This is a genomic window from Streptomyces sp. NPDC048604 (assembly GCF_043199435.1).
Lineage (GTDB): Bacteria > Actinomycetota > Actinomycetes > Streptomycetales > Streptomycetaceae > Streptomyces.
In genome coordinates, this window is the sequence record NZ_JBICVX010000013.1 from 243,008 (window position 1) to 267,434 (window position 24,427).

24 protein-coding genes and 1 pseudogene are annotated in these 24,427 nt (G+C 71.9%); 9 read left to right on the forward strand and 16 right to left on the reverse strand.

Annotation, left to right across the window (positions count from 1 at the left end; translation table 11 throughout):
• The first annotated feature begins 245 nt into the window (after positions 1-245).
• Complete coding sequence (locus ACGFMM_RS26410) at positions 246-1,397, forward strand: GDSL-type esterase/lipase family protein (RefSeq protein WP_393648917.1); 1,152 nt, start codon at positions 246-248, stop codon at positions 1,395-1,397.
• Positions 1,398-1,404: 7 nt separating this feature from the next.
• Here the strand turns inward: ACGFMM_RS26410 and ACGFMM_RS26415 are convergent, their stop codons facing one another.
• Positions 1,405-2,355 carry a fibronectin type III domain-containing protein gene (locus ACGFMM_RS26415; protein WP_393648968.1) on the reverse strand — a complete coding sequence of 317 codons (951 nt, stop codon included), beginning with the start codon at positions 2,353-2,355 and terminating at the stop codon, positions 1,405-1,407.
• 153 nt (positions 2,356-2,508) lie between these two features.
• Between ACGFMM_RS26415 and ACGFMM_RS26420 the strand changes: the two genes are divergently transcribed.
• The gene (locus ACGFMM_RS26420; RefSeq protein WP_393648918.1) at positions 2,509-3,165 is read left to right on the forward strand and encodes a hypothetical protein; all 657 of its coding nucleotides are present in this window, start codon (positions 2,509-2,511) and stop codon (positions 3,163-3,165) included.
• On the opposite strand, the gene ACGFMM_RS26425 is transcribed toward ACGFMM_RS26420, so the two are convergent.
• The 13 genes and pseudogenes from ACGFMM_RS26425 to ACGFMM_RS26485 all read right to left on the reverse strand — a co-directional run bounded on the left by ACGFMM_RS26425 (position 3,138) and on the right by ACGFMM_RS26485 (position 13,476).
• Positions 3,138-3,806 carry an aspartate/glutamate racemase family protein gene (locus ACGFMM_RS26425; RefSeq protein WP_393648919.1) on the reverse strand — a complete coding sequence of 223 codons (669 nt, stop codon included), beginning with the start codon at positions 3,804-3,806 and terminating at the stop codon, positions 3,138-3,140. The two genes, ACGFMM_RS26420 and ACGFMM_RS26425, sit on opposite strands and share 28 nt — an antisense overlap.
• A 65-nt stretch (positions 3,807-3,871) precedes the next feature.
• Positions 3,872-5,221 (reverse strand): nucleobase:cation symporter-2 family protein, encoded by a 1,350-nt coding sequence (locus ACGFMM_RS26430; protein ID WP_393648969.1) that lies wholly within the window; start codon positions 5,219-5,221, stop codon positions 3,872-3,874.
• Positions 5,222-5,646: 425 nt separating this feature from the next.
• A pseudogene (locus ACGFMM_RS26435) lies at positions 5,647-6,174 on the reverse strand (amidohydrolase family protein); the annotation flags it as partial.
• A 237-nt stretch (positions 6,175-6,411) separates the two neighbouring features.
• On the reverse strand, positions 6,412-7,335 hold the full coding sequence (pucL, locus tag ACGFMM_RS26440; protein WP_393648920.1) for a factor-independent urate hydroxylase: 924 nt from the start codon (positions 7,333-7,335) through the stop codon (positions 6,412-6,414).
• A 5-nt stretch (positions 7,336-7,340) separates the two neighbouring features.
• Positions 7,341-7,739: a hydroxyisourate hydrolase gene (gene uraH / locus ACGFMM_RS26445; protein WP_393648921.1), complete on the reverse strand. Its 399-nt coding sequence runs from the start codon at positions 7,737-7,739 to the stop codon at positions 7,341-7,343.
• Positions 7,739-8,248: a 2-oxo-4-hydroxy-4-carboxy-5-ureidoimidazoline decarboxylase gene (gene uraD, locus ACGFMM_RS26450; RefSeq protein WP_393648922.1), complete on the reverse strand. Its 510-nt coding sequence runs from the start codon at positions 8,246-8,248 to the stop codon at positions 7,739-7,741. The genes uraH and uraD overlap by 1 nt, the downstream gene beginning before the upstream one ends.
• Before the next feature lie 156 nt (positions 8,249-8,404).
• Complete coding sequence (locus ACGFMM_RS26455; RefSeq protein ID WP_393648970.1) at positions 8,405-8,743, reverse strand: helix-turn-helix domain-containing protein; 339 nt, start codon at positions 8,741-8,743, stop codon at positions 8,405-8,407.
• A 44-nt stretch (positions 8,744-8,787) separates the two neighbouring features.
• A complete protein-coding gene (locus ACGFMM_RS26460; RefSeq protein WP_393648971.1) occupies positions 8,788-9,039 on the reverse strand; it encodes a thiamine-binding protein in 252 nt (83 codons plus the stop codon).
• A gap of 56 nt (positions 9,040-9,095) precedes the next feature.
• A complete protein-coding gene (locus ACGFMM_RS26465) occupies positions 9,096-10,304 on the reverse strand; it encodes an ABC transporter permease (protein ID WP_393648923.1) in 1,209 nt (402 codons plus the stop codon).
• Complete coding sequence (locus ACGFMM_RS26470; protein ID WP_393648972.1) at positions 10,301-11,131, reverse strand: ABC transporter ATP-binding protein; 831 nt, start codon at positions 11,129-11,131, stop codon at positions 10,301-10,303. The genes ACGFMM_RS26465 and ACGFMM_RS26470 overlap by 4 nt, the downstream gene beginning before the upstream one ends.
• Before the next feature lie 2 nt (positions 11,132-11,133).
• Positions 11,134-12,357 (reverse strand): peptidoglycan-binding protein, encoded by a 1,224-nt coding sequence (locus ACGFMM_RS26475; protein WP_393648924.1) that lies wholly within the window; start codon positions 12,355-12,357, stop codon positions 11,134-11,136.
• Positions 12,354-12,851: a hypothetical protein gene (locus ACGFMM_RS26480; protein ID WP_393648925.1), complete on the reverse strand. Its 498-nt coding sequence runs from the start codon at positions 12,849-12,851 to the stop codon at positions 12,354-12,356. Before ACGFMM_RS26480 ends, ACGFMM_RS26475 begins: the two co-directional genes overlap by 4 nt.
• A gap of 220 nt (positions 12,852-13,071) precedes the next feature.
• The gene (locus ACGFMM_RS26485; RefSeq protein WP_393648926.1) at positions 13,072-13,476 is read right to left on the reverse strand and encodes a hypothetical protein; all 405 of its coding nucleotides are present in this window, start codon (positions 13,474-13,476) and stop codon (positions 13,072-13,074) included.
• A 452-nt stretch (positions 13,477-13,928) separates the two neighbouring features.
• Between ACGFMM_RS26485 and ACGFMM_RS26490 the strand changes: the two genes are divergently transcribed.
• From ACGFMM_RS26490 to ACGFMM_RS26500, 3 genes are all read left to right on the forward strand, one after another.
• Positions 13,929-14,762: a TIM barrel protein gene (locus tag ACGFMM_RS26490; protein WP_393648927.1), complete on the forward strand. Its 834-nt coding sequence runs from the start codon at positions 13,929-13,931 to the stop codon at positions 14,760-14,762.
• Between the two features lie 44 nt (positions 14,763-14,806).
• Positions 14,807-15,697, forward strand: coding sequence for a 2-hydroxy-3-oxopropionate reductase (locus ACGFMM_RS26495; protein ID WP_393648928.1), 891 nt, complete (start codon positions 14,807-14,809; stop codon positions 15,695-15,697).
• Positions 15,698-15,895: 198 nt separating this feature from the next.
• On the forward strand, positions 15,896-17,350 hold the full coding sequence (locus tag ACGFMM_RS26500) for a catalase (RefSeq protein WP_393648973.1): 1,455 nt from the start codon (positions 15,896-15,898) through the stop codon (positions 17,348-17,350).
• Between the two features lie 268 nt (positions 17,351-17,618).
• On the opposite strand, the gene ACGFMM_RS26505 is transcribed toward ACGFMM_RS26500, so the two are convergent.
• Positions 17,619-18,881 (reverse strand): MFS transporter, encoded by a 1,263-nt coding sequence (locus ACGFMM_RS26505; protein ID WP_393648929.1) that lies wholly within the window; start codon positions 18,879-18,881, stop codon positions 17,619-17,621.
• Between the two features lie 59 nt (positions 18,882-18,940).
• Between ACGFMM_RS26505 and ACGFMM_RS26510 the strand changes: the two genes are divergently transcribed.
• The gene (locus tag ACGFMM_RS26510) at positions 18,941-19,912 is read left to right on the forward strand and encodes a transcriptional regulator (RefSeq protein ID WP_393648930.1); all 972 of its coding nucleotides are present in this window, start codon (positions 18,941-18,943) and stop codon (positions 19,910-19,912) included.
• Positions 19,913-19,982: 70 nt separating this feature from the next.
• Here ACGFMM_RS26510 and gcl read toward each other — a convergent pair whose 3' ends face one another.
• Complete coding sequence (gene gcl / locus ACGFMM_RS26515) at positions 19,983-21,770, reverse strand: glyoxylate carboligase (RefSeq protein WP_393648931.1); 1,788 nt, start codon at positions 21,768-21,770, stop codon at positions 19,983-19,985.
• 278 nt (positions 21,771-22,048) lie between these two features.
• Between gcl and ACGFMM_RS26520 the strand changes: the two genes are divergently transcribed.
• From ACGFMM_RS26520 to ACGFMM_RS26530, 3 genes are all read left to right on the forward strand, one after another.
• A complete protein-coding gene (locus ACGFMM_RS26520; RefSeq protein ID WP_393648932.1) occupies positions 22,049-22,771 on the forward strand; it encodes a hypothetical protein in 723 nt (240 codons plus the stop codon).
• Between the two features lie 101 nt (positions 22,772-22,872).
• A complete protein-coding gene (locus tag ACGFMM_RS26525; protein WP_393648933.1) occupies positions 22,873-23,742 on the forward strand; it encodes a TIGR04222 domain-containing membrane protein in 870 nt (289 codons plus the stop codon).
• Positions 23,743-23,861: 119 nt separating this feature from the next.
• On the forward strand, positions 23,862-24,425 hold the full coding sequence (locus tag ACGFMM_RS26530) for a GNAT family N-acetyltransferase (RefSeq protein WP_393648934.1): 564 nt from the start codon (positions 23,862-23,864) through the stop codon (positions 24,423-24,425).
• Positions 24,426-24,427 lie beyond the last annotated feature (2 nt).

Here is a 24,427-nt window from a genome sequence, read left to right on the forward strand (position 1 = left end):
CCTTCGTACAGCACCTCCCGCACAGACAGCTCCGCCCCCGGTGACGCACAGCACCGGGAGCGGAGCTTTTGCATGTGGCAAGGCGTGGCCCGGACGGATTTTCCGGACCGACCTACCGGTCACCTACGTGACGAAAGCGAAACCTGTCGCTACCTAGCGGTAACAAGCCGGGGCGTGCGAGATTCCGCCATGCCACCGGCCGGCGGCTGTCCCCCACATCACTGCGCACCCGCAGGAGCACAGCCATGCCATTCCCCCGTCATCGCGTCGCCCGTGGCCTGCTGGCCCTCTCGCTGGCGTCAGGCGGCCTGTTCACGGCCGGTGTCTCCCCCTCCGCCGCGAGCCCCGGTTCCGGCCCCACCGCCGTCGTCGCGCTGGGCGACAGCTACATCTCCGGCGAAGCCGGCCGCTGGCAGGGCAACAGCCTGACCAAGACCGGAAACCGCAACGGCACGGACCGCGCCTGGACGGGCACTGCATACGATCCGAGCCGGGTGTACGGCACGACGGCGGCCAACGGCTGCCACCGCTCCGACGGCTCCGAGGTGCGCAGCGCCGGCGCGATCGCGGACGCCCTGATCAACCTGGCGTGCTCGGGCGCCACGACGCAGAACGTCTTCCGCGCCTCCAACGGCGGCGTCTCCTTCAAGGGCGAGGCCCCACAGGCCGACCAGCTGGCGGCGGTCGCGCGCTCGCACGACGTCGAGACGGTCATCCTGTCGATCGGCGGCAACGACCTGGGCTTCGCGGACATCATCCGCAAGTGCGCCACGGACTACATCGTCTGGTACTCGTACTGCCACGACGACCAGCAGCCCGTGGTCGACTCGAAGATCGACGGTGTGATGGCGAGCGTCGGCAAGTCGGTCGACGAGATCCGCGCGGTGATGAGCGCGGCCGGGTACTCCTCCTCCGACTACCGCGTGATCCTCCAGTCGTACCCCTCGCCGATCCCCCGCGGCGCGGACAACCGCTACTCCGAGAGCGGCTGGAGCCGTACGAACACGGGCGGCTGCCCGTTCTGGAACAAGGACTCCGACTGGGCCCGCGACTCCCTGGTCCCCCAGATCTCGAACCGGCTGAGGGCCGTGGCGACGGCGAAGGGCGCGCAGTTCATGGACCTGCGCGACATGTTCCAGGGCCGCGAGGTGTGCGCCAAGGCGTCGCAGCAGGTCAGCTCCACGGTCCCGGCCTCGGCCACGACCAGCGAGTGGGCCCGCTGGATCGACCAGAACGAGACCCAGGGCCCCATCCAGGAGAACATGCACCCCAACCACTACGGCCAGCAGGCCCTCGGCCGCTGCCTCTCCCTCATGAACGCGAAGCCGACCGGTGACTTCAGCTGCCGCAACACGGCGGGGGCGGGGGCGTCGGGGATGTATCTGACCGGGCTGTAGGCGTGCCTCAGCGTGTGACCACCGAGCGCTGCGCCGAGAAGGCGCCCCAGGTGCCGTCGGGGAGTCTGGCCCGGAGCTTGACGGAGTAGCGGGTTCCGGGTGGGTCCTGGACCGTGAAGGTGTAGGTCGCCCGGCCCGCCGGCGGGGTGGCGCCCCAGACGATGGTGGTGGCCAGGCGGCCGTTGAGGTGGAGTTGGTGTTCCTTGATCGGGGCCCCGTCGGCTTTCGGCGGGGCCCAGGTCAGTTTTACGGCGCCTCGTTCCGCCGTGGCCGTGAGGTTCGTGGGGGCCGTCGAGGTGGGGATCCTGCCGCCGGGGGTGGTGAGGTCGAGGGGGGTGCTGTCGGGGGAGCTGTTCTCGGCGGCGTCGCGGGCGCGGACGGTGAAGGTGTAGATGGTGCCGGGGCGGAGGGTCGTGACGGTCGCCCGCGTGGCGGTGCCGGAGACCGTGTGGATGCGGGTGTCGGCCTGGTAGACGTCGTAGGCGGTGACGGCCGTGTCGTCCTTCGCCGGCCGCCAGGCGAGGGTGACCGTGCGGGGGCCGGTGGCCTTGCCGTTGAGGTGTGTGGGGCGGGTGGGGGCGGTGCGGTCCTCGGCTTGGGCGGCGAGGGTGGTGACAGGGACGCTCGCGCTGTGCGGGGAGCGGTTGCCGGCGGCGTCGCGGGCCAGGACGGTGAAGGCGTAGGGGGTGCCCGGGGCCAGGGCTTCGACGTCGGTCATCAGCGTCGTCGCCGGGACCTCTTTGACCTTGCGGCCCTGTTGGTGCACCTCGTACGCGGCGATGCCCCGGTCGTCGGCGGAGGCGCTCCACATGACGTGCACGCTGGTCGCGCTGCCCGACTGCGCGGTGACGCCGCGGGGGGCGGTGGGGGCGCGGGTGTCCGCGTCGGGGGGCGTCGTACAGGCCGCGAGCGAGAGGACGACGGCGGTCAACACCGTTGCGGCGAGCGGGCGTTGCATGGGCATGCCTCCGTCCGTCGGACGTTCCTCGATTTGGTCCAGACCTATATCGCACACCTGCGGGACGCCGGGCAAGGGGGCGTCGCCAGTGCGTTGTCAGTGGGGTGCGCTTCACTGGATTCATCACTCTCCGTAGTCGAATGTGGGGGATTCATGACGGACCGTACGACGTACACGACGCTGACCGGGCTGCGCAGGCGCGGCTGGACGGACACGATGGTGCGCAGCCTGCTGGGCGAGCCGGACGTGCAGGGGCGCAGCCCGAGGCTCTGGTCGCTCGCGCCGGTGCGGCTGTACCTGCTGGCGCGGGTCGAGGCCGTGGAGCGGACGGAGGAGTTCGCGCGCTGCGCCCGGGCGCCCGGGGGCAGCCGGTCCGCGGCGGCCGCCTCAGGTGCGCGGGCCCGCCGGCAGGCCGTGCTGACGGCGATCCGCGCCGAGCCCATCGCCGTACCGCGCCTGCCCCTGGCGGACCTCGAACGGCGTGCGGTGCGTCATCGCCGGCTGCTCGGGGCGCGCGGCGCGGGTGAGATGACGCCGGATCTGCTCGTGTGCTGGCAGGTCAACTATCTGCGGCAGGCCCTGAAGCGCTACGAGGCCCTGCTCGACGGTCTCTTCGGCGACGTCGGCCTCGCGGAGGCGGGGCGGCTGCTCGACCGCCGGCTGTACGAGGCGATCGCCGGGGCCTATCCGGAGCTGGCGGAGGAGTGCCGGCGGCGCGTCGCGGCCGGGGAGTCGGCGGGCGGGTTCGGCCGTGCGCCCGCGCGGGGCGGGGGCGGTGGGGATCAGGGGGTTCCGCAGCGCGGGCCGTGACGCAGGGCGGCCAGGACGCCGCGGCAGGCGGACGGGATCGGGGCGATCAGTTCGGTGGGGTAGCGGGGCCGCAGGGCCCGGGCCGCCTCGCCCAACGGGCCGCCGCCGACGACGACTCGGGTGGCGCCGTCCTGCGTCAGGCTGCGGTGGATCGCTGCCGAGAGCTGTGCGAGGAGGTCGTGCGGGCGGGTCGACAGGTGTTCCTGATCGTCCGTCGTCAGGCGGACGCCGGTGAACTCCGCCGTCAGGCCCAGCTCCGCCACGCGCGCCCCGATCGACCCGGCCAGCCGGGGGGTGGTCGTCGCCACGCCGAAGCGCGCGCCGCCCTCGGCGGCCTCCCTCAGGGACGCCTCCGCCAGGCCCACGACCGGGACGCCTGCCCGGGCACGGAGTTCCGCCAGGCCCGGATCGCCGAAGGCGCCGACGATCAGGGCCGCGCAGTCCCCCGCCGCCACGGCCCGCAGGCCCGCCGTGACGACCTGGGGTGCGGCGGCCGCGAGGGCGACCGGGTCGGTGAGGGTGCGGGGGCCGCGGGGGACGGTCACCCCGCGGACGGGGAGGCCGGACGGGGCCAGTTCGCGGCGGGCCAGCGCGACCATCGTCGCCGTCGTCGCCGCCGAGGTGTTCGGGTTGATCAGCACGACGCCGGCCCCTGCCGCGACAGCGGCGGGGACCGGCTCCGGGGAAGAGGAAGGAGTCCTCATGCTCAATGCGCGTGCGCCGCCTTCGCGGCCGCGGTGCCGGAGATCTCCTCGCCCGGCTCCATGGGCGCGGTGACCTGGTCGTCGTCACGGTTGCTGCCGATGTGGTTGAAGATCAGGTTCAGCAGCACGGCCGCGACACAGCCGGTGGAGATGCCCGAGTCCAGGATGATCTTCGCGGTCTCCGGGAACGCGTGGTAGAACTCCGGCGCCGTGATCGGGATGATGCCGACCGCGAGCGAGACGGCCACGATCAGGACGTTGTTGTCCTTCTCCAGGCCGGCCTTCACCAGCGTCTGGATGCCGCTGGCGGCGACCGAGCCGAACAGGACGATGCCCGCGCCGCCGAGCACCGGCCGCGGCACGACCGAGATCAGCGAGGCCGCCACCGGCGACAGGCCCATCAGGAGCAGGAAGCCGCCGCCGCAGGCGACCACGAACCGGCTGCGGATCTTCGTCATCGCGACCAGGCCGATGTTCTGCGCGAACGCACTGCACATGAAGCCGTTGAACAGCGGGCTGATCGCGGAGCCGAGGGTGTCGGCGCGCAGTCCGGCGGCGATGGTCTTCTCGTCGGCGGGCCGGTCGACGATCTCGCCGAGGGCGAGCATGTCCGCGGTCGACTCGGTCATCGACACGAGCATCACGACGCACATCGAGATGATCGCGGCGAGCGCGAACTGCGGGGCGCCGAAGTGGAACGGGGTCGGGAAGCCGACGATGTCCGCCTCGGTGACCGGGCTGAAGTCGGTGACGCCGAAGGGGACGGCGATGACGGTGCCGATGACCAGGCCGACGAGCACGGCGATCTGCTTCAGGAAGCCGGTGGTGAAGCGGCGCAGCACCAGCACCACCACGAGGGTGATCGCGGCGAGCGTCAGATACGTGGTCGAACCGTAGTCCTCGGCCTTGGGGTTGGGCCCCTGGGCCCAGCCGAAGGCGACGGGCAGCAGCGAGACGCCGATCAGCGTGATCACCGTGCCGGTCACGACCGGCGGGAAGAAGCGGACCAGTTTCGAGAAGTAGGGGGCGGCTATGAAGCCGAGCAGTCCGGCGACGATGATCGCGCCGAAGATGATCGGGAGGGCGTCGGCCTTGTCGTCGGTGGTGTCGACGATCGCCAGCATCGGCGCGACGCCGGCGAAGGTGACGCCGTTGACGAACGGCAGCCGGGCGCCGATCTTCCAGACGCCGAGCGTCTGCAGGAAGGTGGCGAGTCCGGCGGTGAAGAGGCTGGCGCCGGTGAGGAACGTCAGCTCGGTGCCGGACAGGCCCACGGCCGCGCCGACGATGAGCGGCGGGGCCACCACGCCCGCGTACATCGCGGCCACGTGCTGGAGGCCGCTGGTGAGCATCTTCAAAGGGGGCAGGGTCTCGTCGACCGGATGCTTGCTCCGGTCGTCGGGTTCGGCGCTGTCTGCGTAGTGAACCTGGGGCTCAGCGGCCACGGCGGTTCCTCCGGTCGATTAAACGTCGGCGGTGACGAGAGTGTCAGGGAGGGTGGTGCGCATGCAGTGGTGCGCCTCACGGGTGCGGGCTCATGAGGTGTACAGCGGTCCGCGTGACGAGGGGGTGCACACGGAGGGTGGGGCGAGGGGCGGATGTGGGGGGACCGTCCGGGGAGCGCCGTACCACTGGCGGCACGAACGCTCCCCGTCCGGCTGTCGCGATCCCCGCTCGGGACCGCGGCAGACCGGTCGAGGGCCGTCCCCCTCGACCGGACTCTGTCTCCACGACCCGAGGAGGGCCGTGGAAGTCATGGGTACTGCGCGGGCGCGGATCAGGCCTGGGCCGTGATCCGGGCGAGGCGCCGGGCCTCGGCGCGGGCGTCGCGGGCGATCTGCTCCTCGTCCGCGAACAGCAGCCGGCCGTGCTCGACGATCTGCCGGCCGTCGACGAACGAGGCCGTCACCGGGGCCGCCGCGCCGAGCACGAGCGCGGAGACCGGGTCGGCGATCGAGGAGTGGGCGAGGCCGTCGACCTTCCAGAGCACGAAGTCGGCCAGCTTGCCCGGTTCCAGGGACCCGATGCTGTCCGCGCGGCCTAGGACCCGCGCTCCGCCGTAGGTGCCCAGACGCAGCGCCTGGCGGGCGGTGAGCGCGGCCTCGCGGTGCGCGCCGAGCCGGTTGACCAGGAGCGCGTTGCGCAGTTCGGTGTGCAGCTCGCCGGACTCGTTGGACGCGGTGCCGTCGACGCCGAGGCCGACGGGCACGCCGGCCTTCAGCATGTCGGGCACGCGGGCGATCCCGGCGGCCGGGCGGGCGTTGGACGACGGGCAGTGCGCCACGCCGGTCCCGGTGCGGGCGAAGGTGCGTCGACGGTGGCGATCGCCGCGTTCTCGGCGACGATGCGCCGGGGTGCTGCCGAAGGTGCTGCCATGGCGGTGCTTCCTTCGTTCCGGGAGGGCGACGGGCACGGCAGGACCCTGGAGGATTTGAGTGCCGGGACCGTGAGCCGGCCCCGGGTGCCGAGATGACGGAAGAACAGGTTGAGCGTGTGCGGCCCCGCCGTACTGCGGGCGGGCGGGGCCGCTGCTCGGTGCCGCTTAGAGGTTGGTCATGTCGACCGGGATCTGCGCGGTGGCGCCGTCGCGCAGCACGGTGGCCTCGATCAGGCCGTACGGCCGGTCGGCGGCGTAGTACACCTCGTTGTCGTTCTTCAGGCCGAACGGCTCGAGGTCGACGAGGAAGTGGTGCTTGTTCGGGAGCGAGAAGCGCACCTCGTCGATCTCCGCGCGGTGGTTGATGATCCGCGTGGCCATCTGGTACAGCGTCTGCTGCAGGGAGAGCGAGTACGTCTCGGCGAAGGCCTGCAGCATGTGCTTCTTCGTCTCGGCGTAGGACTTCTCCCAGTTGGGCATCCGCTGCTCGTCGTCGGTCCAGTTGAACCGCCAGCGGCCGGAGACCTGGGTGGCCAGGATGCGGTCGTACGCCTCCTGGAGCGTCGTGTACCGGTCCTTGATGTAGCCCCAGAACTCCGAGTTGGTGGAGTTCATGACGACCAGGTCCTTGAGGCCGGAGACGACCTCCCAGTTCTGACCGTCGTAGGTGATCTGGGTGACCCGGGTCTCCTGGCCCTTGCGGACGAAGGAGTGGGCGACCTCGTCGGCGCCGATGAAGCGGGAGTTGGCCTCGGAGGTGGAGATCCGCTCCCAGGCGTACTCCTCGATCCGGATCCGGGCCCGCTTGATGGGCTCCTGGCTGGTCACGAAGTGCCGGGCCAGGTGGATGCCGAACTGCTCGGCCGACTCGATCCCGTACTCCTTGGCGAAGGCGTACACGGTGTTCTTGGTCGTGTCGGTGGGAAGGCAGTTGGCGTTGGAGCCGGTGAGGTGGACGTCGTCGAGGTCGCCGGAGAGGGAGACCGAGACGTTCAGGTCCTTGATGTGGTGGGTGGCGCCGTCCCGCGTGATCTTGACGACGCGGTTCTCTGCTTTGCCGTACTGGTTCTGGCCGAGAATCGTGGGCATGTCTGCTAGCTCCCTCGGTAAACGGAGTAGCCGAACGGGTTGAGCAGCAGCGGTACGTGGTAGTGCTGGCCCGGGACGACGGCGAACGTGATCGCCACCTCCGGGAAGAACGCACCGCTGTCCCGATTCGCGGGGGCGTCCTGCTGCGCCTCGGCTTGCTTGTCTTGCTTGCTCAGGAAATACGCCTCGGTCTCGAAGTCGAGGCGTACGTGGGTGGTGCCCTCCGGCAGCGCCGGCAGGTCCTTGCACCGCCCGTCGGCATCGGTGGCGGAGCCGCCGAGCGCCGTCCACTCCGCGTCGGCGCCGGAGCGCGCCGACAGGGAGATCGCGACGCCCTCGGCGGGGCGGCCGATGCTGGTGTCCAGGATGTGCGTGGACACCGAGGCGGTGGTAGCCGTGCTCATCAGTTCTCTTCCTCCACGAGACGGGTCAGCCGGATCCGGTTGATCTTGCCCAGCTCGGTGCGGACGATCTCCCGCTCCTGCTCGGGCGAGTTCTCGATCCGGTCGCGGACCGCGTCGCGCATCTCCTCGCCGGACTTGCCGGTGGCGCAGATGAGGAAGACGTGGCCGAACTTGTCCTGGTAGGCCAGGTTGAGTTCGAGCATCTCGGCCTTGAGCTGTTCGGAGGCGCCGGCCATCCCGCTCTGCTCGCGGGAGGAGGTCGGGTCCCCGGCCTTCGGACGACCGATCGGCGGGTGGCCCGCCATCGCCTCGTCGAGGTCCTCCGCGGTCAGTTCGGCCATGGCGGCGTCGCTGGCGAGGAAGAGGGCTTCGGCGGTGGCGAACGGGCGCTGGGCGAGGAGCTTGCTCCCCCACGCCGAGCTGGAGCACACCTCGTGCAGGGCGGCGACGGCGTCGCTGTCCGCCGAGGTGTTGAACCGGTTGAGGCCCGGTGTCGTACCTGAAGTCACGGGAAAGCCTCCGTGGCTGTTTTTCGCTGTGCGTCGGACGGGCTGCGGATAGCTAACGCCCTCCGCAACACCACGTCAACACTTTGTTGAAAATCTGCTTGCACAGAAGCCGTCGTCCCGACATGTGGACGACGGCTTGTGGCAGTACATGATCGACTAGTCGCGCTTGGGCGACTTCTCCCTGTTCAGAGCCGTCTCCCTGTTCAGGTAGTTGTAGACGGTGAACCGGCTGACGCCCAGCGCCCCGGCCACCGTCTCCACGCCGTGCCGCACCGAGAAGGCACCCCGTGCCTCCAGAATGCGGACGACCTCCTGCTTGCTCTTGCGGTCCAGCTCCGCCAGCGGCCTGCCGTGCCGCCGCTCCATGGCCGCCAGGATGTGATCCAGCGACTCGGACAGCTGCGGCAGCCGTACGGCGATGACGTCCTCGCCCTCCCAGGACAGCACGACATCGTCCGCGCCGGCCTGCTCGGGGCCCAGTATCTCCGCGCCCATGGCGTCGACCAGCGGCTTCACCGCCGTGACGAGGGGGTGTTCGGTCACTGCTCCCCCTCCCCGATCACGTTCACCTGGAGGGAGACCCGCGTCGCGCCGGCCGCCAGCGACCTGCGCAGCAGCGCGTCGACGGCGGTCAGCACCTCGTCGGCGCCGCCTTCCGCGGTGTTGCCGAAGGGGCCGACATCGACCTTGTCCAGCTCGGCGGACTGGATGATTTCCCGGGCCACGACCGCGTGCGCCGGCGCCTCGTCGAGGTCGAACGGCTCGGTCGTGAACTCCACTCTCAAACGCACCATGGCCCCACGCTACTGGCCGGGGGGCGGGAAGCGGCAGCCTCCCGCCCTCCGCGTCAGGCCGTGGCCAGGGCCGTCGTGGGCGAGACCCGGGCCGCGCGCATCGCCGGGTACAGGCCGGCCACCGCCCCGATCACCAGCGTGCCCAGGGCCGCGCCCGCCACGGCCGTCGCCGGCAGCGCCAGCGGCCAGCCCCGGTGTTCCGCGTACCCGGCGGTGATCAGCAGCCCCAGCAGGGCGCCTCCACCGCCGCCGAGTCCGGACAGCACCAGCGACTCGGTGAAGAACTGGTTCCGCACCTGGCCGCGGGTGGCACCCAGTGCCCGGCGCAGTCCGATCTCGCCGCGCCGCTCCAGGACCGCGATCACCATCGTGTTGGCCACGCCGATCCCGCCGACCAGCAGGGCGACGGCCCCGATGCCGAGCAGCAGTCCGGTGAACGCCTCGTCCGCGGCGAGCTTCGCCGCGAGCGCGTCCGAGGGCCGGTCCACCCGTACCGCGTCCGGCTGCTCCGGGTTGACCGTACGGGCCAGGACCGCGCGGACGTCTCCGACGGCGTGCTCCTCGGCGCGCAGGTACAGCGCGGTCGGCCGGCCGTCGAACTCCAGGTTCCGCTGCGCGGCCTCGAAGCCGACGAGCACCGAGCTGTTCAGCTCGGGCGCGAGCACGGCAGGCTCCAGGACGCCGATCACCGTGAACTGCTTGCCGCCGACCAGGATCTGGAAGCCCGGCTCCGGCCGGATCACGCCGAGCCGGCGCGCAGCCGCGGAGCCCAGCACCACCGCCGGGTACCGGCCGGTGGCCCGGTTGAGCCAGGCCCCCTGCGCGGTGCGCACGCCCAGCGTGGCCAGCAGATCGGGCTGGACCGCCAGCACCTCCAGGGCGTTGGTCTCCTGCTTCGGGATCAGCTCGGAGCGGTACACCTTGGCGTCCAGCGCGGCCACGGCGCTGGCGTCGGTGACCGGCGGAACGCGCCGGACCATGCCGGTGACCTGCGGCGACAGGGCCGTACGCGACCCGGTCAGGGACTCCCCCGCCTCGACGCGCAGCAGGTTGGTGCCGAGGGTGTCCAGGGTCGCCTGCAGCTCGGCCCGGCTGGAGGTGGAGATGCCCATGACGGCGACCATCGCGGCGATCCCGATCGAGATCCCGGCGGCCGACAGCACCGCCCGCATCGGTTTGGCCCGCAACCCGGACAGACTCAGCCGCAACACGTCCACCGGCCGAAGTCGGGCGGGACGCAGCGGCGGAAGGGGGGCGGTCATCGGGGGTCCTCCTCGGTGGGGCCCTGCCCGTGCGCGGGGGCCGCGGCGCGGCGCGCGTCCGTGTCGTACGGGTCGTCCGCGCGGTCCGTGTCGTCCCTCGCGTCCGTGTCGTCCGCGACGAGGGCGCCGTCGCGCATCGTGACGCGGCGGGGCAGGCGGGCCGCCAGGTCGGTGTCGTGGGTGATGACCACGACCGTGGTGCCGTCCGCGTTGAGCTCGCGCAGCAGCTCGACCACGCTCGCCCCGGACGCGGTGTCGAGGGAGCCGGTGGGCTCGTCGGCGAGCAGCAGGCTCGGCCGGCCGGCCACCGCGCGGGCCAGTGCGACGCGCTGCCGCTCGCCGCCGGACAGCTCGTGCGGGCGGTGCGTCAGCCGGTGGCCGAGGCCGACCCGGCGCAGGCTCTCGGTGGCGGCGGCGATCCGGGCCCGCCGGGAGAGCCCGGTGTAGAGCAGGCCCTCCGCCACGTTGCCGACCGCGCTCACCCCGGGGGTGAGGAAGAACTGCTGGAAGACGAAGCCGATGTGCTCCGAGCGCAGCGCGGACAGCTCCCGGTCGGACAGCCGGTCCACGTCGTAGCCGGCGATCCGCACCCGCCCCGACGACGGCCGGTCGAGCGTCCCGATGAGGTTGAGCAGCGTGGACTTCCCCGAGCCGGACGGGCCCACCACGGCGAGCAGCTCGCCGGGGCCGACCCGCAGCGAGACGTCGCGCACCGCGTGCACGGGCGGGCTGCCGGGATAGCTGCGGGTCACGCCCGCGAGCTCGATGACGGGGCGGTCGACGGCGTCCGCCCCGGTGACCGCCGCGGCGGTCACCTCACTGATCACGTTCACAGCGCCGGAATCCCCACCTTCAGTCCCTCGGTGACGCCCGTGCCGGACACCTCGACGCGGCCGCCGCTGAACAGCCCCGCCGTGACCGGCAGGATGCGGGTCGAGCCGTCGGCGGCGACGGCCTGGACCCCGTACCCGCCCTCGCGCAGCGCGAGGAGCGCGGCGACCGGTACGGACAGCACCCCGCGCCGCCGCTCGTTCTCCGTGCGGACGCGCACGGGCGCGTAGGTGAGCGTGCCGGCGGCCTTCTGGTCGAGCAGGGTGATCCGCACGGTGACGGTGCGGTCGCCGCCGCCCTGGGTGTCGCCGCCGCCGTTCCCCTTGCCGCCGTTCCCGCCGCCGTCGCCGTTTCCGTCCCCGTTCCCGTCCCCGTCTCCCTGGCCGTCGCCTCCGACGACCGTGCCGACGGAGGCGACCTTGCCGGGAACCGGCTTCTCGCGGCCGGGCAGCAGCACGTCCACCCGCTTCCCCGCGGTCAGCAGCTGCTGCTGCGCCATGGTGGCCTTGACCGTCACCGACCGCTCGGCGCTGGTGGTGGCCAGGACCGCGCCGCCGCTCTGCGCCTCGGTGCCGGGACGGCGCTCCGGCGCCCCGGCCCGTACCGCCTGCGGGGCGAACAGCACCCGCCCCAGCTCCAGGACGCCGGTCTTCGGCAGGCCGAGGTCCTTCTGCCAGCGCTTGACGGCGGCGGCCGTACGGGCGGTGAACTCCTCGTCGACGGTGAAGCCGGTGTAGCCGAGTGCGGCCAGGTTCCGCTCCAGCTGCTCGACGTCGCCGCCGTCGGACATGTCCTCCTGGAAGGCGCGGTACGCGGGCACCTCGCCGTACAGCAGGACGACGGGCTTCTCGTCGAGCCGGTACAGGGTCCCGCCGCGGGCCACCTGCGTGCCGGGCGCCGCGACCCACGTCACCGTGCCGGCCAGCCGGTTCGGCAGGAACACCTCGTCCCCGTACTGAAGCGTGCCGTCCAGGGTGTCCGAGGCGGCGAGATCGCCGCGGGTGACGGGCGCGGTGGCCGGCGGCGCCGGCCCGCCGGCCGGCGGCGCCTCGCCGCCCCGGGCGGCGAGGGCGACTGCTCCGGCCGTGGCCACGGCGGCGACGGCCGCGCAGGACACCAGCAGCACGCGGGCCCGGCGGGGGCGCCGGCCGGCGGCCGTGGCGCCCTGGTCCGCGGCGGCCTCGTCCACGCCCACCGCGCCCGCGGTCTCCGTGCCGGTCACTGCCCGCCCTGCCCCGGAACCGGGCCGGCCTCCTGGTAGCACGCACGGGTCGCCGTCTCGTGCTTCTTCTCCTGGCCGGGCTTGACGTTCCCCATCTCGAAGCCCTGCTTGCGCATGCAGGCCTCGACCTTGAGCCGCCAGGTCTTCGCCTCCTCGCTCTCCGGCCCGTCGGCCGCGCCGCCGCTGCCGCCCTGGTCGGCGTACTGCTTGCATGCCTTCTGGGCCTTGTCGATCTTGGCCTGGTCCTGGGTCTCGGTGACCTGGATGGAGACGTTGCCGTTGCTCTCCGGGTCGTCGACCTTGAGCCCGTTCTCGCGCAGGCAGCGCACGAACTTCAGCGCGTCGGCGTCGGGCTCTCCGGTGCCGGGGCCCTTCTGGGAGCTCGCACCGGCGGAGGGCTTGCCGCCGCCGGACGGGACCTCGGGCTTCTCCTCGGTGCTGCAGCCGGCCACCAGACCGACCGAAAGCAACGCGGCGGCGGAGGTCAGCACCACACGGTTTAAAGGTTGCATCTTCAACGTCGGACTCCCCTGTAATCGCTCTCCTCGAATTCCGCACCGACGGTGCGCGAGATCATGATTGCCGTGGGCCGACGAGACACCGATGAGAGCTTTATGAGAAAGGGATGAGAAAGAAGAGGGCCGAATTCGCGGACCTTCCGGACGGTCCACGAATTCGACCCGGATGCACAGACCGCCCTCACGGGCGGCTGGATCAGCCGCCGATCGAGCCGCCCCAGATGGCGTAGGTGCCGGAAGGGCAGGTCAGCGTGTGGTTCCAGGTGCCGTAGTAGTACGTGCCGAAGGTGTACCGGCCGTTGGAGCAGTCCACGTAGACCCGGTAGCCGCTGCCGGAACAGGTCATGTAGAAGTTGCGGCCCGAGGTGCGGCCGTTCCAGCAGTTGGCCTGGGCGCTGATGTCGCCCTGGGCCGCCGCCGGGGCGCCCGCGGACTTGTCGAGCGACTTGGCGACGCCCGTGCCGGCCTTGACCTGACCCTGGGCGGACTGGGCGACGGCGGTCGCCTGCCCCGAGCCGGCCTGCGCGGTCGGCGCCATCGCGACGGTGGAGCCGAGCGCCAGCAGGGCACTCGCGCCGGCCACGGCCAGGCTCTTGCGCATGCTCATTTCTCCCCCAATTCCGGCCCGAATGGTTCGGACCATTTTCCCGCCGGGTGAGCGGGCACCGCGATTCTTTCCAGCCCCCGGAGAGCATGTCAATTCTCATCGGGCTTTAATGATCACGCCCTGCGAGGCGAATCGGCCATTCCACGGAAAAGGAGTCGGCCGGATTCCACTCATTCCGCAGGCATATCTTCGCCGGTCATCCAGGGGACGGAACAAGTTGAGCTGTGCATTCCCTGTGGATCTTCCCCGATTACCGGACATTAGCGGGAGATGAAACCTTCCGACCGGTCGGTACGACGCGCCTTCAGTGTGCCGGCACAACACCGCTACGACACCCCGGCCGCCGACCGGCCCGCGGGACCCCCCTTGACACCTCGCGCCCCACCCGTGCAACATTCCGTCAGACAGAAAGTTACTTCCGCAATACGGAAGGAGCGCCGCCCCTCATGGGATACACGGACCAGCGCTTCGATGTGAACCTGTCGATCCTCTTCACGGAACTCCCGCTTCTGGAGCGCCCCGCGGCCGCCGCCGCGGCGGGCTTCACGGCGGTCGAGCTGTGGTGGCCCTGGATCGACACCGCCACCCCCGAGCAGAGCGAGCTCGACGCCCTGAAGAAGGCGCTCGACGACGCCGGCACCCAGCTCGTGGGCCTGAACTTCTACGCGGGACAGCTCCCGGGCCCGGACCGCGGCGCCCTCTCCGTACCGGGTGAGGAGTCGGACCGCTTCCGCGCCAACATCGACGTGGCCGCGGACTTCGCCGCCTCGGTCGGCTGCAAGGCGCTCAACGCGCTCTACGGCAACCGCGTCGAGGGCGTGGACCCGCAGGTCCAGGACTCCCTCGCGCTGGAGAACCTGGTGCTTGCGGCCCGCGCCGCCGACCGGGTCGGTGCGATCCTGCTCGTCGAGACCCTCAACAAGCCGGAGTCGCCGCTCTACCCGCTGGTGAGCGCGCCCGCCGCGATCGAGGTCGTCGACAAGGTCAACGCCGCCACCGGGCTCGGCAACGCCAAGTTCCTCCTCGACATCTACCACCTGTCGATGAACGGCGAGGACGTCAGCCAGGTCATCGCGCAGTACGCGGACAAGACCGGCCACGTCCAGATCGCGGACAACCCGGGCCGCGGCGCGCCGGGCACCGGCTCGCTCCCGCTGGAGCAGCTGCTCGACGAGCTCAAGAAGGCCGGTTACGACGGCTGGGTCGGCCTGGAGTACAAGGCCGCCGACGCCGCCGCGTCCTTCGAGTGGCTCCCGGCCGAGGCCCGCGCGGCCCGCTGAACCCTCGACTCCTCCCCGTACCACCAGTTTTGAGAGGCACCCTCATGAGCAACCTCCCCAAGATCGCATGGATCGGCCTCGGCATCATGGGCTCCCCCATGTCCGAGAACCTGATCAAGGCGGGTTACGACGTCACCGGCTTCACCCTGGAGCAGGACAAGCTGGACCGCCTGGCCGCGGCCGGCGGCTCCGCCGCGGGCTCGATCGCCGAGGCCGTCAAGGACGCCGACGTCGTCATCACGATGGTGCCGGCCTCCCCGCACGTCGAGGCGATCTCCTACGGCCCCGAGGGCATCCTGGAGAACGCCAAGCAGGGCGCCCTGATCGTCGACATGTCGTCGATCACCCCGCAGACCTCCGTGGACCTGGCCAAGAACGCCGCCGAGAAGGGCATCCGCGTCATCGACGCCCCGGTGTCCGGCGGCGAGGCGGGCGCCATCGAGGCCGTCCTGTCCATCATGGTCGGCGGCGAGCCGGCCGACTTCGAGACGGCCAAGCCGATCCTCGAGGCCCTCGGCAAGACCATCGTGCTCTGTGGCCCGCACGGCTCCGGCCAGACGGTGAAGGCCGCCAACCAGCTGATCGTCGCGGTCAACATCCAGGCGTGCGCCGAGGCCGTGGTCTTCCTGGAGAAGTCCGGCGTGGACCTCAACGCCGCCCTGGACGTCCTCAACGGCGGTCTGGCCGGCTCGACCGTGCTGACCCGCAAGAAGGACAACTTCCTGAACCGGGACTTCAAGCCCGGCTTCCGGATCGACCTGCACCACAAGGACATGGGCATCGTCACCGACGCCGCCCGCAACGTCGGCGCGGCCCTCCCGGTCGGCGCCGTGGTCGCCCAGCTCGTCGCCTCCCTGCGTGCGCAGGGCGACGGCGGCCTGGACCACTCGGCCCTGCTGCGCGCCGTCGAGCGCCTCTCCGGCCAGCAGGTCTGACCGGCCACCCCGTCTGACGGGGCCCAGATTTCCGGGCGGCGGCGGCGCTGACACCTGTCCTGTCGCGCCCAGGCGCCGTCGCCGTCCGGAACACCCACCTTCATTTTCAACAAACTGTTGACGTCTCGTTCGCGGCGTATTTACGCTCCTCGCACCGTCACATAGATGTCAGCAGAGCTCCCCGTACGGAAGGTCACCATGTCGAAGCGCGTGCTCACGACCGAGTCCGGCGCCCCGGTCGCCGACAACCAGAACTCCGCCACCGCCGGCGTCGGTGGCCCCCTCCTCCTGCAGGACCAGCACCTGCTGGAGAAGCTCGCGCGCTTCAACCGCGAGCGGATCCCGGAGCGTGTGGTGCACGCCCGCGGCTCCGGCGCGTACGGGTACTTCGAGGTCACCGACGACGTGACCGCCTACACCAAGGCGGACTTCCTCGGCGAGGTCGGCAGGAAGACCGAGCTCTTCATCCGCTTCTCCACCGTGGCCGACTCGCTCGGCGGCGCGGACGCGGTCCGCGACCCGCGCGGCTTCGCGGTGAAGTTCTACACCGAAGAGGGCAACTACGACCTCGTCGGCAACAACACCCCGGTGTTCTTCATCAAGGACCCGATCAAGTTCCCCGACTTCATCCACTCCCAGAAGCGCGACCCGTTCACGGGCCGTCAGGAGCCGGACAACGTCTGGGACTTCTGGGCGCACGCCCCCGAGGCGACGCACCAGATCACCTGGCTCATGGGCGACCGCGGCATCCCGGCCTCGTACCGCCACATGAACGGCTACGGCTCGCACACGTACCAGTGGACCAACGAGGCGGGCGAGGCCTTCTTCGTCAAGTACCACTTCAAGACGAACCAGGGCATCCGCTCGCTCTCCGCCGAGCAGGCCGCCGAGGTCGTCGGCAGCGACGGCAACTCGCACCAGACCGACCTGCTGCAGTCCATCGAGCGGGGCGTGTACCCCTCCTGGACCCTGTACGTCCAGGTCATGCCGGCCGCCGAGGCCGCCGAGTACCGCTTCAACCCGTTCGACCTCACCAAGGTGTGGCCGCACGCCGACTACCCGCTGCAGCGCGTCGGCCGGATGGTCCTCGACCGCAACCCGGACAACGTCTTCGCCGAGGTCGAGCAGTCCGCGTTCTCCCCGAACAACTTCGTCCCGGGCATCGGCCCCTCGCCGGACAAGATGCTCCAGGGCCGCCTGTTCGCCTACGCGGACGCCCACCGCTACCGCCTCGGCGTCAACCACACCCAGCTGCCGGTCAACGCCCCCAAGGCCACGACCGCCGAGAACTACGGCCGGGACGGCCTCATGGCCACCCGCAACGGCTCGCGCCACGACAAGAACTACGAGCCCAACTCGTACCAGGGCCCGGCCCAGACCGACGCCGCGCTGTCCGCGCCGCTCGCGATCCACGGCTGGACCGGCACGCACGCCGCGCCGCAGCACACCAAGGACGACGACTTCTTCCAGGCCGGCGAGCTCTACCGGCTGATGTCCGAGGACGAGAAGAAGCGCCTGGTGGCCAACATCGCCGGCGGCCTCGCCCAGGTCTCCCGCGACGACGTCATCGAGAAGAACCTCGCGCACTTCGCCGCCGCCGACGCGGACTACGGCAAGCGCGTCGAGGAGGCGGTCCGCGCCCTGCGCGACTGACCCCCCGTCACATGAGTGACACCCAGACCGCGTACGGGACCTGACGGGAGGTCGCGTCCCGTACGCAGTCCGGATCCCGGCCCGGATGAGGGGTGGTCGGGAACCGGACGGCTTGAGGACCGCGGCGGCGTGCGAGCCAGTGCGGTGGTAAGGGCCCTTCAGCCCCCTTCTTGACCTGAAGGAAGGGGAACCGGAGAGCCCGTCGCCCGCCGCCGCGGTCCCAACACGTTCCCAGCACTTTCCCGGCAACCCTCCCGGGACACGAGCCTCACGGCTCCTTTGACTCCGCCCGGCGGTGCGAACGTCCTGTCGCGCCAGCCTCGCTCCGTCGGGCGGTCACCAGCGAGAGCGCGGAACCAGGTTTACGGTCCCTGGTTCCGCGCTCTTCTGCGTATGCGAGCGCGGCCGTGACCGCCAGCGAGAGCCCCGCCAGCACCGTCATGGCCGTCGGCGTCGACGTACGCTGCGCCAGCACGCCGGCCAGCGTGGCGCTCACGCCCTGCAGGGTGAGCATCCCCGAGGAGTGCAGCCCCAGCGCCTGACCGCTCAGCTCCTGCGGTGTCAGGGCCATCAGCCGCTCCTGGAACAGCAGGCTCGCCCCGTACCCCACCGTGGCCACCGCGACAGCGACGGCGGCCACCGGCAGCCCCGGACGGAACGCGAACAGCAGGAACGGGGCCGCGAGCAGGACCTGCAGCGGCGAGGCCAGCCGGCCGCGCCACCGCTCGGGCAGGAAGCGCCCCACCGTCAGGTCGCCCGCCAGCATCCCGGCCGCCGCGCACCCGAACAGCAGCGCCGCGTGCTCCGGGTCGTACGGAACGAACAGCGACTCGCAGCCCACGATCAGCCCGTTCGGCACCCACAGCGCCAGATAGACCCGGCGGCGGGCCGGCAGGGACCACAGCCGGCGGTTGACCCGCCAGCTCTCCGCGACCGACGGCCGTCCCGAGGCCCGGGGCGCGCGGCGGGAGAGCCCGAAGCGGGCGCACAGCGCGGCGCAGACGTAGAGCACGGCGCCGGTCACCAGCGCCCCGCGCGGCGAGAGCAGCGCCACAAGCAGTCCGCCGGCGCCGTAGCCGGCGATCTGGCAGACGCCGACGGCGATGTTGAGCAGCGAGCGGCCGAGCAGGTAGCCCTCGCGGGCGAGGATGTCGTGGAGCAGGCCCATGCGCACCCCGCCGCCCACCGAGCCGATCAGGCCTTGGGCGAACAGCATCGAGAACACGGCGACCAGGGGCAGCCCGGGGAGGGCCTGCGCGGCGGTGCTGAGCGCGAAGAGCAGCGCGATGCCTACGATGGCGGCGCGCGGCGGCAGCCGGTCCGCGGCGGACAACAGGGTGGCCGCGCCAATGACTTGGGCGAGCGAGGGGCCGAACAGGGCGAGCGCGGAGAGCAGCGGCGACCCGGTGTCGCGGTACACGAGCGTGGCAAGTCCCAGACCGGCCACGGTCATCGCGGCGATCTGGGTGGACAGGACGACGAAGAACGGCGTGAACTCGGGTGTGCGGAACAGCTCGCGGTAGGTGCGCATGCGAGCGAGTCTGGGAACGGACGGCATGATGCCGTTACAGTTTCGCGGGGAGGCGAAACATGGGCTGGTGGCAGATCGACGCGGACGCCCTGGCGAAGAGCCGCTTCATGGTGTCGCCGCTCGCGGAGACGATCGCGGCGCTCATGGCGCTGGACCGCCCGGCGGCCGCGGACCCGGGCGAACGGATCTGGCTCGGTGCCCATCTCTCCCGCTACCGGGCCCGGTTGGCGCACGACCCGATCGACGCGCTGCTCGTACGGGCCGCCCTCGGGCACACCTGGAACGCGGACTTCCTCACCCCGCCGCCGCTCGGCTGCGGCGAGCAGAGCTTCGAGGAGGAGGTCGCCGCCGTCCGCGACGCCGACCCTGCCACGGCCGTCGCGGATCTCGCGCTCTCACTGGCCGGGCCCGTGCCCGAGCCGCTGCGCTCGGCGGTCGATCTGCCGGAGCGGATGGCCGCGGTGCTGACGTGGGTGTGGCGGGAGACGGTCCTGCCCACCTGGCCGCGCCGGCGGCGCATCCTGGAGGCGGACGTGGTCGCCCGGACCGCGCGGCTGAGCCAGGGCGGCTGGGCGGGGGCGCTCGACGAGCTGTGCCCGGGCAGGCTGAGTTGGCTCGGCGACGGCCGGCTCCAGGTCAACGCCCGTGACTATCCGCCGCGTTCGGCAGAAGGCGGTCTGCTGCTGTTCGTGCCCGTGACGCCGGGCCGCGGCTGGGTGTCCTGGGAGGGCGCGGAGCGCTTCGCGATCGTCTACCCCTGCTCCGGCACCCTTGCGGAGCCGGACGCGCCGGTGGTGCCGGAGGCCCTGGGCGTCCTGCTCGGCACGGCCAGGGCGGGGGTGCTCGTACGGCTGGAGTCCCCCAAGTCCACCAGCCAGTTGGTGGCGCTCACCGGGCAGGGCCTGGGGTCGGTGGGCCGCCATCTGAAGGTGCTCCTCGACGCCCGGCTGGTCCGGCGCCGGCGGTCGGGACGGTCCGTCCTCTACTACTGGACCGAGGCCGGGGAGACGCTGGTACGCGCGCAGTCGTGAGACGGGTGAGGCCCCCGCCCCGGTGCTCATCGGGGCGAGGGCCTCTGCCGTGCGGCCGGGTGACGGGTGATCAGACCTTGAGGGCCTTGATCGCGGTCGGCGCGTGGCCGGCCTCGGTCGCGAGCTCCTCGAACTCGGTGACGTCGCTCATGTCGACCGTCTTGCTCATCGCGATGTTGGTGATGCGCTCCAGGATGGCCTCGACGACGACCGGGACCTGGAACTCGACGGCCAGCTTCTTGGCCTCCTCCAGCGCCTCGCCCAGCTTGCTCGGGTCCTCGACGCGGATGGCCTTGACGCCCAGGCCCTCGGCGACCTTGACGTGGTCGACGCCGTAGACGCCGATCTCCGGGGTGTTGATGTTCTCGAACTCGAGGTTGACCTCGAAGTTGATGCCGAGGTTGCCCTGCGCCTGACGGATCAGGCCCAGGTAGGCGTTGTTCACGAGGACGTGGACGTAAGGGACCTTGTGCTGGGCGGCGACCGCCAGCTCCTCGATCATGAACTGGAAGTCGTAGTCGCCGGAGAGCGCGACGACCGGGGTCTCCGGGTCCGCGGTGGCGGCGCCGATCGCGGCCGGGATGGTCCAGCCCAGCGGGCCGGCCTGGCCGCAGTTGATCCAGTGGCGCGGCTTGTAGACGTGCAGGAACTGCGCGGCCGCGATCTGGGAGAGGCCGATGGTGGTGACGTAGCGCGTCTCCGGGCCGAAGGCCTTGTTCATCTCCTCGTACACGCGCTGCGGCTTGATCGGGACGTTGTCGAAGTGCGTACGGCGCTGCAGGGTGGCCTTGCGCTCCTGCGCCGAGGCGGCCCAGGCGGAGAAGTCCGGCAGCGTGCCCGCGGCCTTCCACTCCTTGGCGATCTCGACGAACAGCTCCAGGGCGACCTTGGCGTCGGAGGCGATGCCGTAGTCCGGGGCGAAGATCTTGCCGATCTGGGTCGGCTCGATGTCGACGTGGACGAACTTCCGGCCCTTGGTGTAGGCGTCCATGTTGTAACCGGTGTGGCGGTTGGCCCAGCGGTTGCCGATGCCCAGGACGAAGTCCGACTCCAGGAACGTCGCGTTGCCGTAGCGGTGCGCGGTCTGGACGCCGACCATGCCGGCGGACAGCTCGTGGTCGTCCGGGATGGTGCCCCAGCCCATGAGGGTGGAGATGACCGGGATGTTCGTCAGCTCGGCGAACTCGACCAGCAGGTCGGAGGCGTCGGCGTTGATGATGCCGCCACCGGCGACGATCAGCGGGCGCTCGGACTCCAGGAGGAAGCGCAGCGCCTTCTCGGCCTGCGCGCGGGTCGCGGACGGCTTGTAGACCGGCAGCGGCTCGTACGTCTCCGGGTCGAACTCGATCTCGGTCAGCTGGACGTCGATCGGCAGGTCGATGAGGACCGGGCCGGGACGGCCGGAGCGCATCAGGTGGAAGGCCTGCTGGAAGACGCCGGGGACCTGCGCGGCCTCCAGGACGGTCGTCGCGGCCTTGGTGACCGGCTTGGCGATCGAGGCGATGTCGACGGCCTGGAAGTCCTCCTTGTGGAGCTTCGAGACCGGGGCCTGGCCGGTGATGCACAGGATCGGGATGGAGTCGGCGATCGCCGAGTACAGGCCGGTGATCATGTCGGTGCCGGCGGGGCCGGAGGTACCGATGCAGACGCCGATGTTGCCGGCCTTGGCTCGGGTGTAGCCCTCGGCCATGTGGGACGCGCCCTCGACGTGGCGGGCCAGCGTGTGGCTGACGCCGCCGACGTTCTTGAGCTCGCGGTAGAAGGGGTTGATCGCCGCGCCGGGGACGCCGAACGCCTGAGTGACGCCTTCGCGCTTGAGGATCTCAACGGCCGCTGCGGCGGCGGTCATACGGGGCATGGGGTGCTCCTGCTTCGGCCAGGCGGAGACGGGATGCGGGGTGCGGGCCTCTGAGTGGGCCGGAGGACCGGAGGGCCGCCGTTCGCTTCGTTTCCGTAATGCGGAAGTATTGTTCTGCTATACGGAAGCAGGTTAGGCGGGCTGGCGAAGACTCGTCAAGGGAGTACGGAAGCGGCCCCGCCCGGGGAGCGCCTGGGGGACCATGGACTGCGACGACGCAAGCAGGACGCCGGGGCGGGCCGGCGGAGGCGGACGAGGGGGGTCGGGGCTGCGTGAGCGTGTCCGAAACAGTGCGGGTGGAGTGTCCGGAGTGCGGCAGGACACACCCGTACACGCCGCCCGCGTACCCCTGTGTCTGCGGCTCCCCCGTGGTGCCGCCGCTCGTGGCCGCGGCGCCCGGGGAGCCCGTGACGCACCGCAGCTGGGCGGACGAGTGGGTCCGGGTCCGCTGCGGGGCCTGCCGCCGCGAGGCCGACTGGCCCCGGCCCGAGCTGGGCTGCCCCTGCGGGACGGTGCTGCGGGTACGGGTACGGCCGGCGGCGCCCGGGCAGCCCGCGCCGCCCCCGGAGCCCGGCCCGACGCGGCGGATCCCCCGGCCCGCCCCGGTCCCCGAGCCGGAGGCGGCGCGGGAGCCGTACCGGCCGGTGACCATCAGGACCGCGCGGGACGCCGTCGCCGCCGCGGCCCACTACCTGCGGTGGCTCGGCTTCCGGAACGTCGTACAGCCCGAGGAGCGGCTCGCCGACGGGGTCGATCTGCGCGGCCCAGGCCTCGTCGCCCACGTCGACGCCACCACCCGGCCGGTGGAGCTGCGCGCCGTCGAATGCCTCTGGCTCAACGGGCTGAGCACCTCGTCGGCCGGGGCGGTGTTCGCGCTCGCCGGGTACGCGCCGGACGCCCGGTCCCGCGCCGAGGACGTCGGCGTCGCCCTCTTCGTCATCGACCTCACCGGGACCCCGCAGCCGCTCAACGCACACGCCGAGGAGCTGCAGCGGCCCTGAGCGCGCGCCGCGCCGGACAACCTCAAATCCTGCTCTGAATCCGGCCATTCGCGGGTGACGGGACCCCTCCCCCGGGCACACCACTCCTGGGGGTGGTTGAAATGCCGACGGAGATGTGGTGGTTCCTCGGAGCGGCGTTCGTCCAGTTGCTGATCGCGGGGGCGCTGCTGCGCGCCGGCCGGGCCAGTCCGGCGAAACTCGCGCCCGCCGCGCTCGCGCTGCTGCGCGGCGGAGCCCGGGCCGCGGTCACCGTCGCGCTCGTCGCGCTGCACCAGCGCGGCGCGGTCGCGGCCGCCCGGCGCCGCACGATTCGCGCCAACGGCGGCCCCGGCGCCACCCGCGACCCGCTCCAGCGCGGGGTGCACGCCTCGCTGCACCGCGCGATCGGCCTCGGCGCCCTGATGAACCGGCCGCGCACCCGCCAGGCCGTCGACGCGCTCCGCACGGAGCTGGGCCTGGCCGGGCTGCTGCGCACCCCCGGCCGCTGGCGCACCGCCCGCGTCCTGCTCGCCCTGGTCCCGGTCACCCTGGCCGCCGGCCTCGTCGTGATCACCGTGCGCGGCGACGCCGCCCCGCTCCCGTACGCGCTCGCCGCCGCGACGGCGCCGGTCGCCGTCCTCCTGTGGCGGGTGCCGCGCACCACCGGCGAGGCCCGGCGCGCCCTCGCCGACCAGCGGGCCCGCCACCCGCTGCCCGCCCACCGCCGCGCGCTCACCGTCGAGACCGGGGCGGCGGAGCGGATACAGCTGTACGTGGCCCTGTACGGCGACGCGGCGCTCGCCCTCTTCTACCCGCACTTCGCCCGCGACGGCGGCCTGCTCGGCCCGGGGCGCGGCAACCAGGACGACGGTCTGCCGTGGAAGCGCGCCCACGAGATGGGGAAGCTGAACCTGCGCGTGTACCGGGAGTTCGGCGACGGCGGGGACTACAGCGCAGGCTGCGGAGGCGGCGGAGGGGGAGGCAACGACTGACCGCGGCGTCCACGGCAGGGGCTGCCCGACGACGCCACCCGCCACGGCCACCGGCGACGACCGGCCGTCCCCGGTGAATACGGCTGCCCGTCGGCGGCCACCGGCGGGATACTCGACGTATGCGCATCCGACCGGCCTCGCCCGCCGAACTCCCGCTGCTCCAGGACATCGAACGCGCCGCAGGCGAGCCCTTCCGCTCGCTCGGGATGACGGAGATCGCCGAGGACGATCCCCTGCCCACGGACGTCCTGGAGACCTACCGCGCGGCCGGCCGGGCCTGGGTCGCGGAGGCGGACGGCGCCGCGGACCCCGTGGCGTACCTGCTCGTGGACACCGTGGACGGCGCGGCGCACATCGAGCAGGTCTCCGTCCACCCGGCGGCGGCCCGGCGCGGCATCGGCCGCGCGCTCATCGAGCACGTGGCCGCGGACGCCGTCGCGCAGGGCCTGACGGCGCTGACCCTGACCACGTTCACCGACGTGCCGTGGAACGCCCCGTACTACGCCCGGCTCGGCTTCCGCGCCCTCGCGGAAGCCGAACTCACCGACGGGCTGCGGGAGATCCGCCGCGCCGAGGCCGCGCACGGCCTGGACGCCTGGCCGCGCGTCTGCATGCGCCGCGACCTCGCGACCGCGCCGCCCGGGGGCGTCACCGGGACGCGCCCGGCCGGGGCAGGGGCGTAACC

Coding starts and splice junctions, on each gene's coding strand:
- ACGFMM_RS26410 (WP_393648917.1), top strand. CDS start 246: ATGCCATTCCCCCGTCATCGCGTCGCCCGTGGCCTGCTGGCCCTCTCG.
- ACGFMM_RS26415 (WP_393648968.1), bottom strand. CDS start 2,355: ATGCAACGCCCGCTCGCCGCAACGGTGTTGACCGCCGTCGTCCTCTCG.
- ACGFMM_RS26420 (WP_393648918.1), top strand. CDS start 2,509: ATGACGGACCGTACGACGTACACGACGCTGACCGGGCTGCGCAGGCGC.
- ACGFMM_RS26430 (WP_393648969.1), bottom strand. CDS start 5,221: ATGCTCACCAGCGGCCTCCAGCACGTGGCCGCGATGTACGCGGGCGTG.
- pucL (WP_393648920.1), bottom strand. CDS start 7,335: ATGCCCACGATTCTCGGCCAGAACCAGTACGGCAAAGCAGAGAACCGC.
- uraH (WP_393648921.1), bottom strand. CDS start 7,739: ATGAGCACGGCTACCACCGCCTCGGTGTCCACGCACATCCTGGACACC.
- ACGFMM_RS26455 (WP_393648970.1), bottom strand. CDS start 8,743: ATGGGCGCGGAGATACTGGGCCCCGAGCAGGCCGGCGCGGACGATGTC.
- ACGFMM_RS26465 (WP_393648923.1), bottom strand. CDS start 10,304: ATGACCGCCCCCCTTCCGCCGCTGCGTCCCGCCCGACTTCGGCCGGTG.
- ACGFMM_RS26485 (WP_393648926.1), bottom strand. CDS start 13,476: ATGCGCAAGAGCCTGGCCGTGGCCGGCGCGAGTGCCCTGCTGGCGCTC.
- ACGFMM_RS26490 (WP_393648927.1), top strand. CDS start 13,929: ATGGGATACACGGACCAGCGCTTCGATGTGAACCTGTCGATCCTCTTC.
- ACGFMM_RS26495 (WP_393648928.1), top strand. CDS start 14,807: ATGAGCAACCTCCCCAAGATCGCATGGATCGGCCTCGGCATCATGGGC.
- ACGFMM_RS26500 (WP_393648973.1), top strand. CDS start 15,896: ATGTCGAAGCGCGTGCTCACGACCGAGTCCGGCGCCCCGGTCGCCGAC.
- ACGFMM_RS26505 (WP_393648929.1), bottom strand. CDS start 18,881: ATGCGCACCTACCGCGAGCTGTTCCGCACACCCGAGTTCACGCCGTTC.
- ACGFMM_RS26510 (WP_393648930.1), top strand. CDS start 18,941: ATGGGCTGGTGGCAGATCGACGCGGACGCCCTGGCGAAGAGCCGCTTC.
- gcl (WP_393648931.1), bottom strand. CDS start 21,770: ATGCCCCGTATGACCGCCGCCGCAGCGGCCGTTGAGATCCTCAAGCGC.
- ACGFMM_RS26525 (WP_393648933.1), top strand. CDS start 22,873: ATGCCGACGGAGATGTGGTGGTTCCTCGGAGCGGCGTTCGTCCAGTTG.
- ACGFMM_RS26530 (WP_393648934.1), top strand. CDS start 23,862: ATGCGCATCCGACCGGCCTCGCCCGCCGAACTCCCGCTGCTCCAGGAC.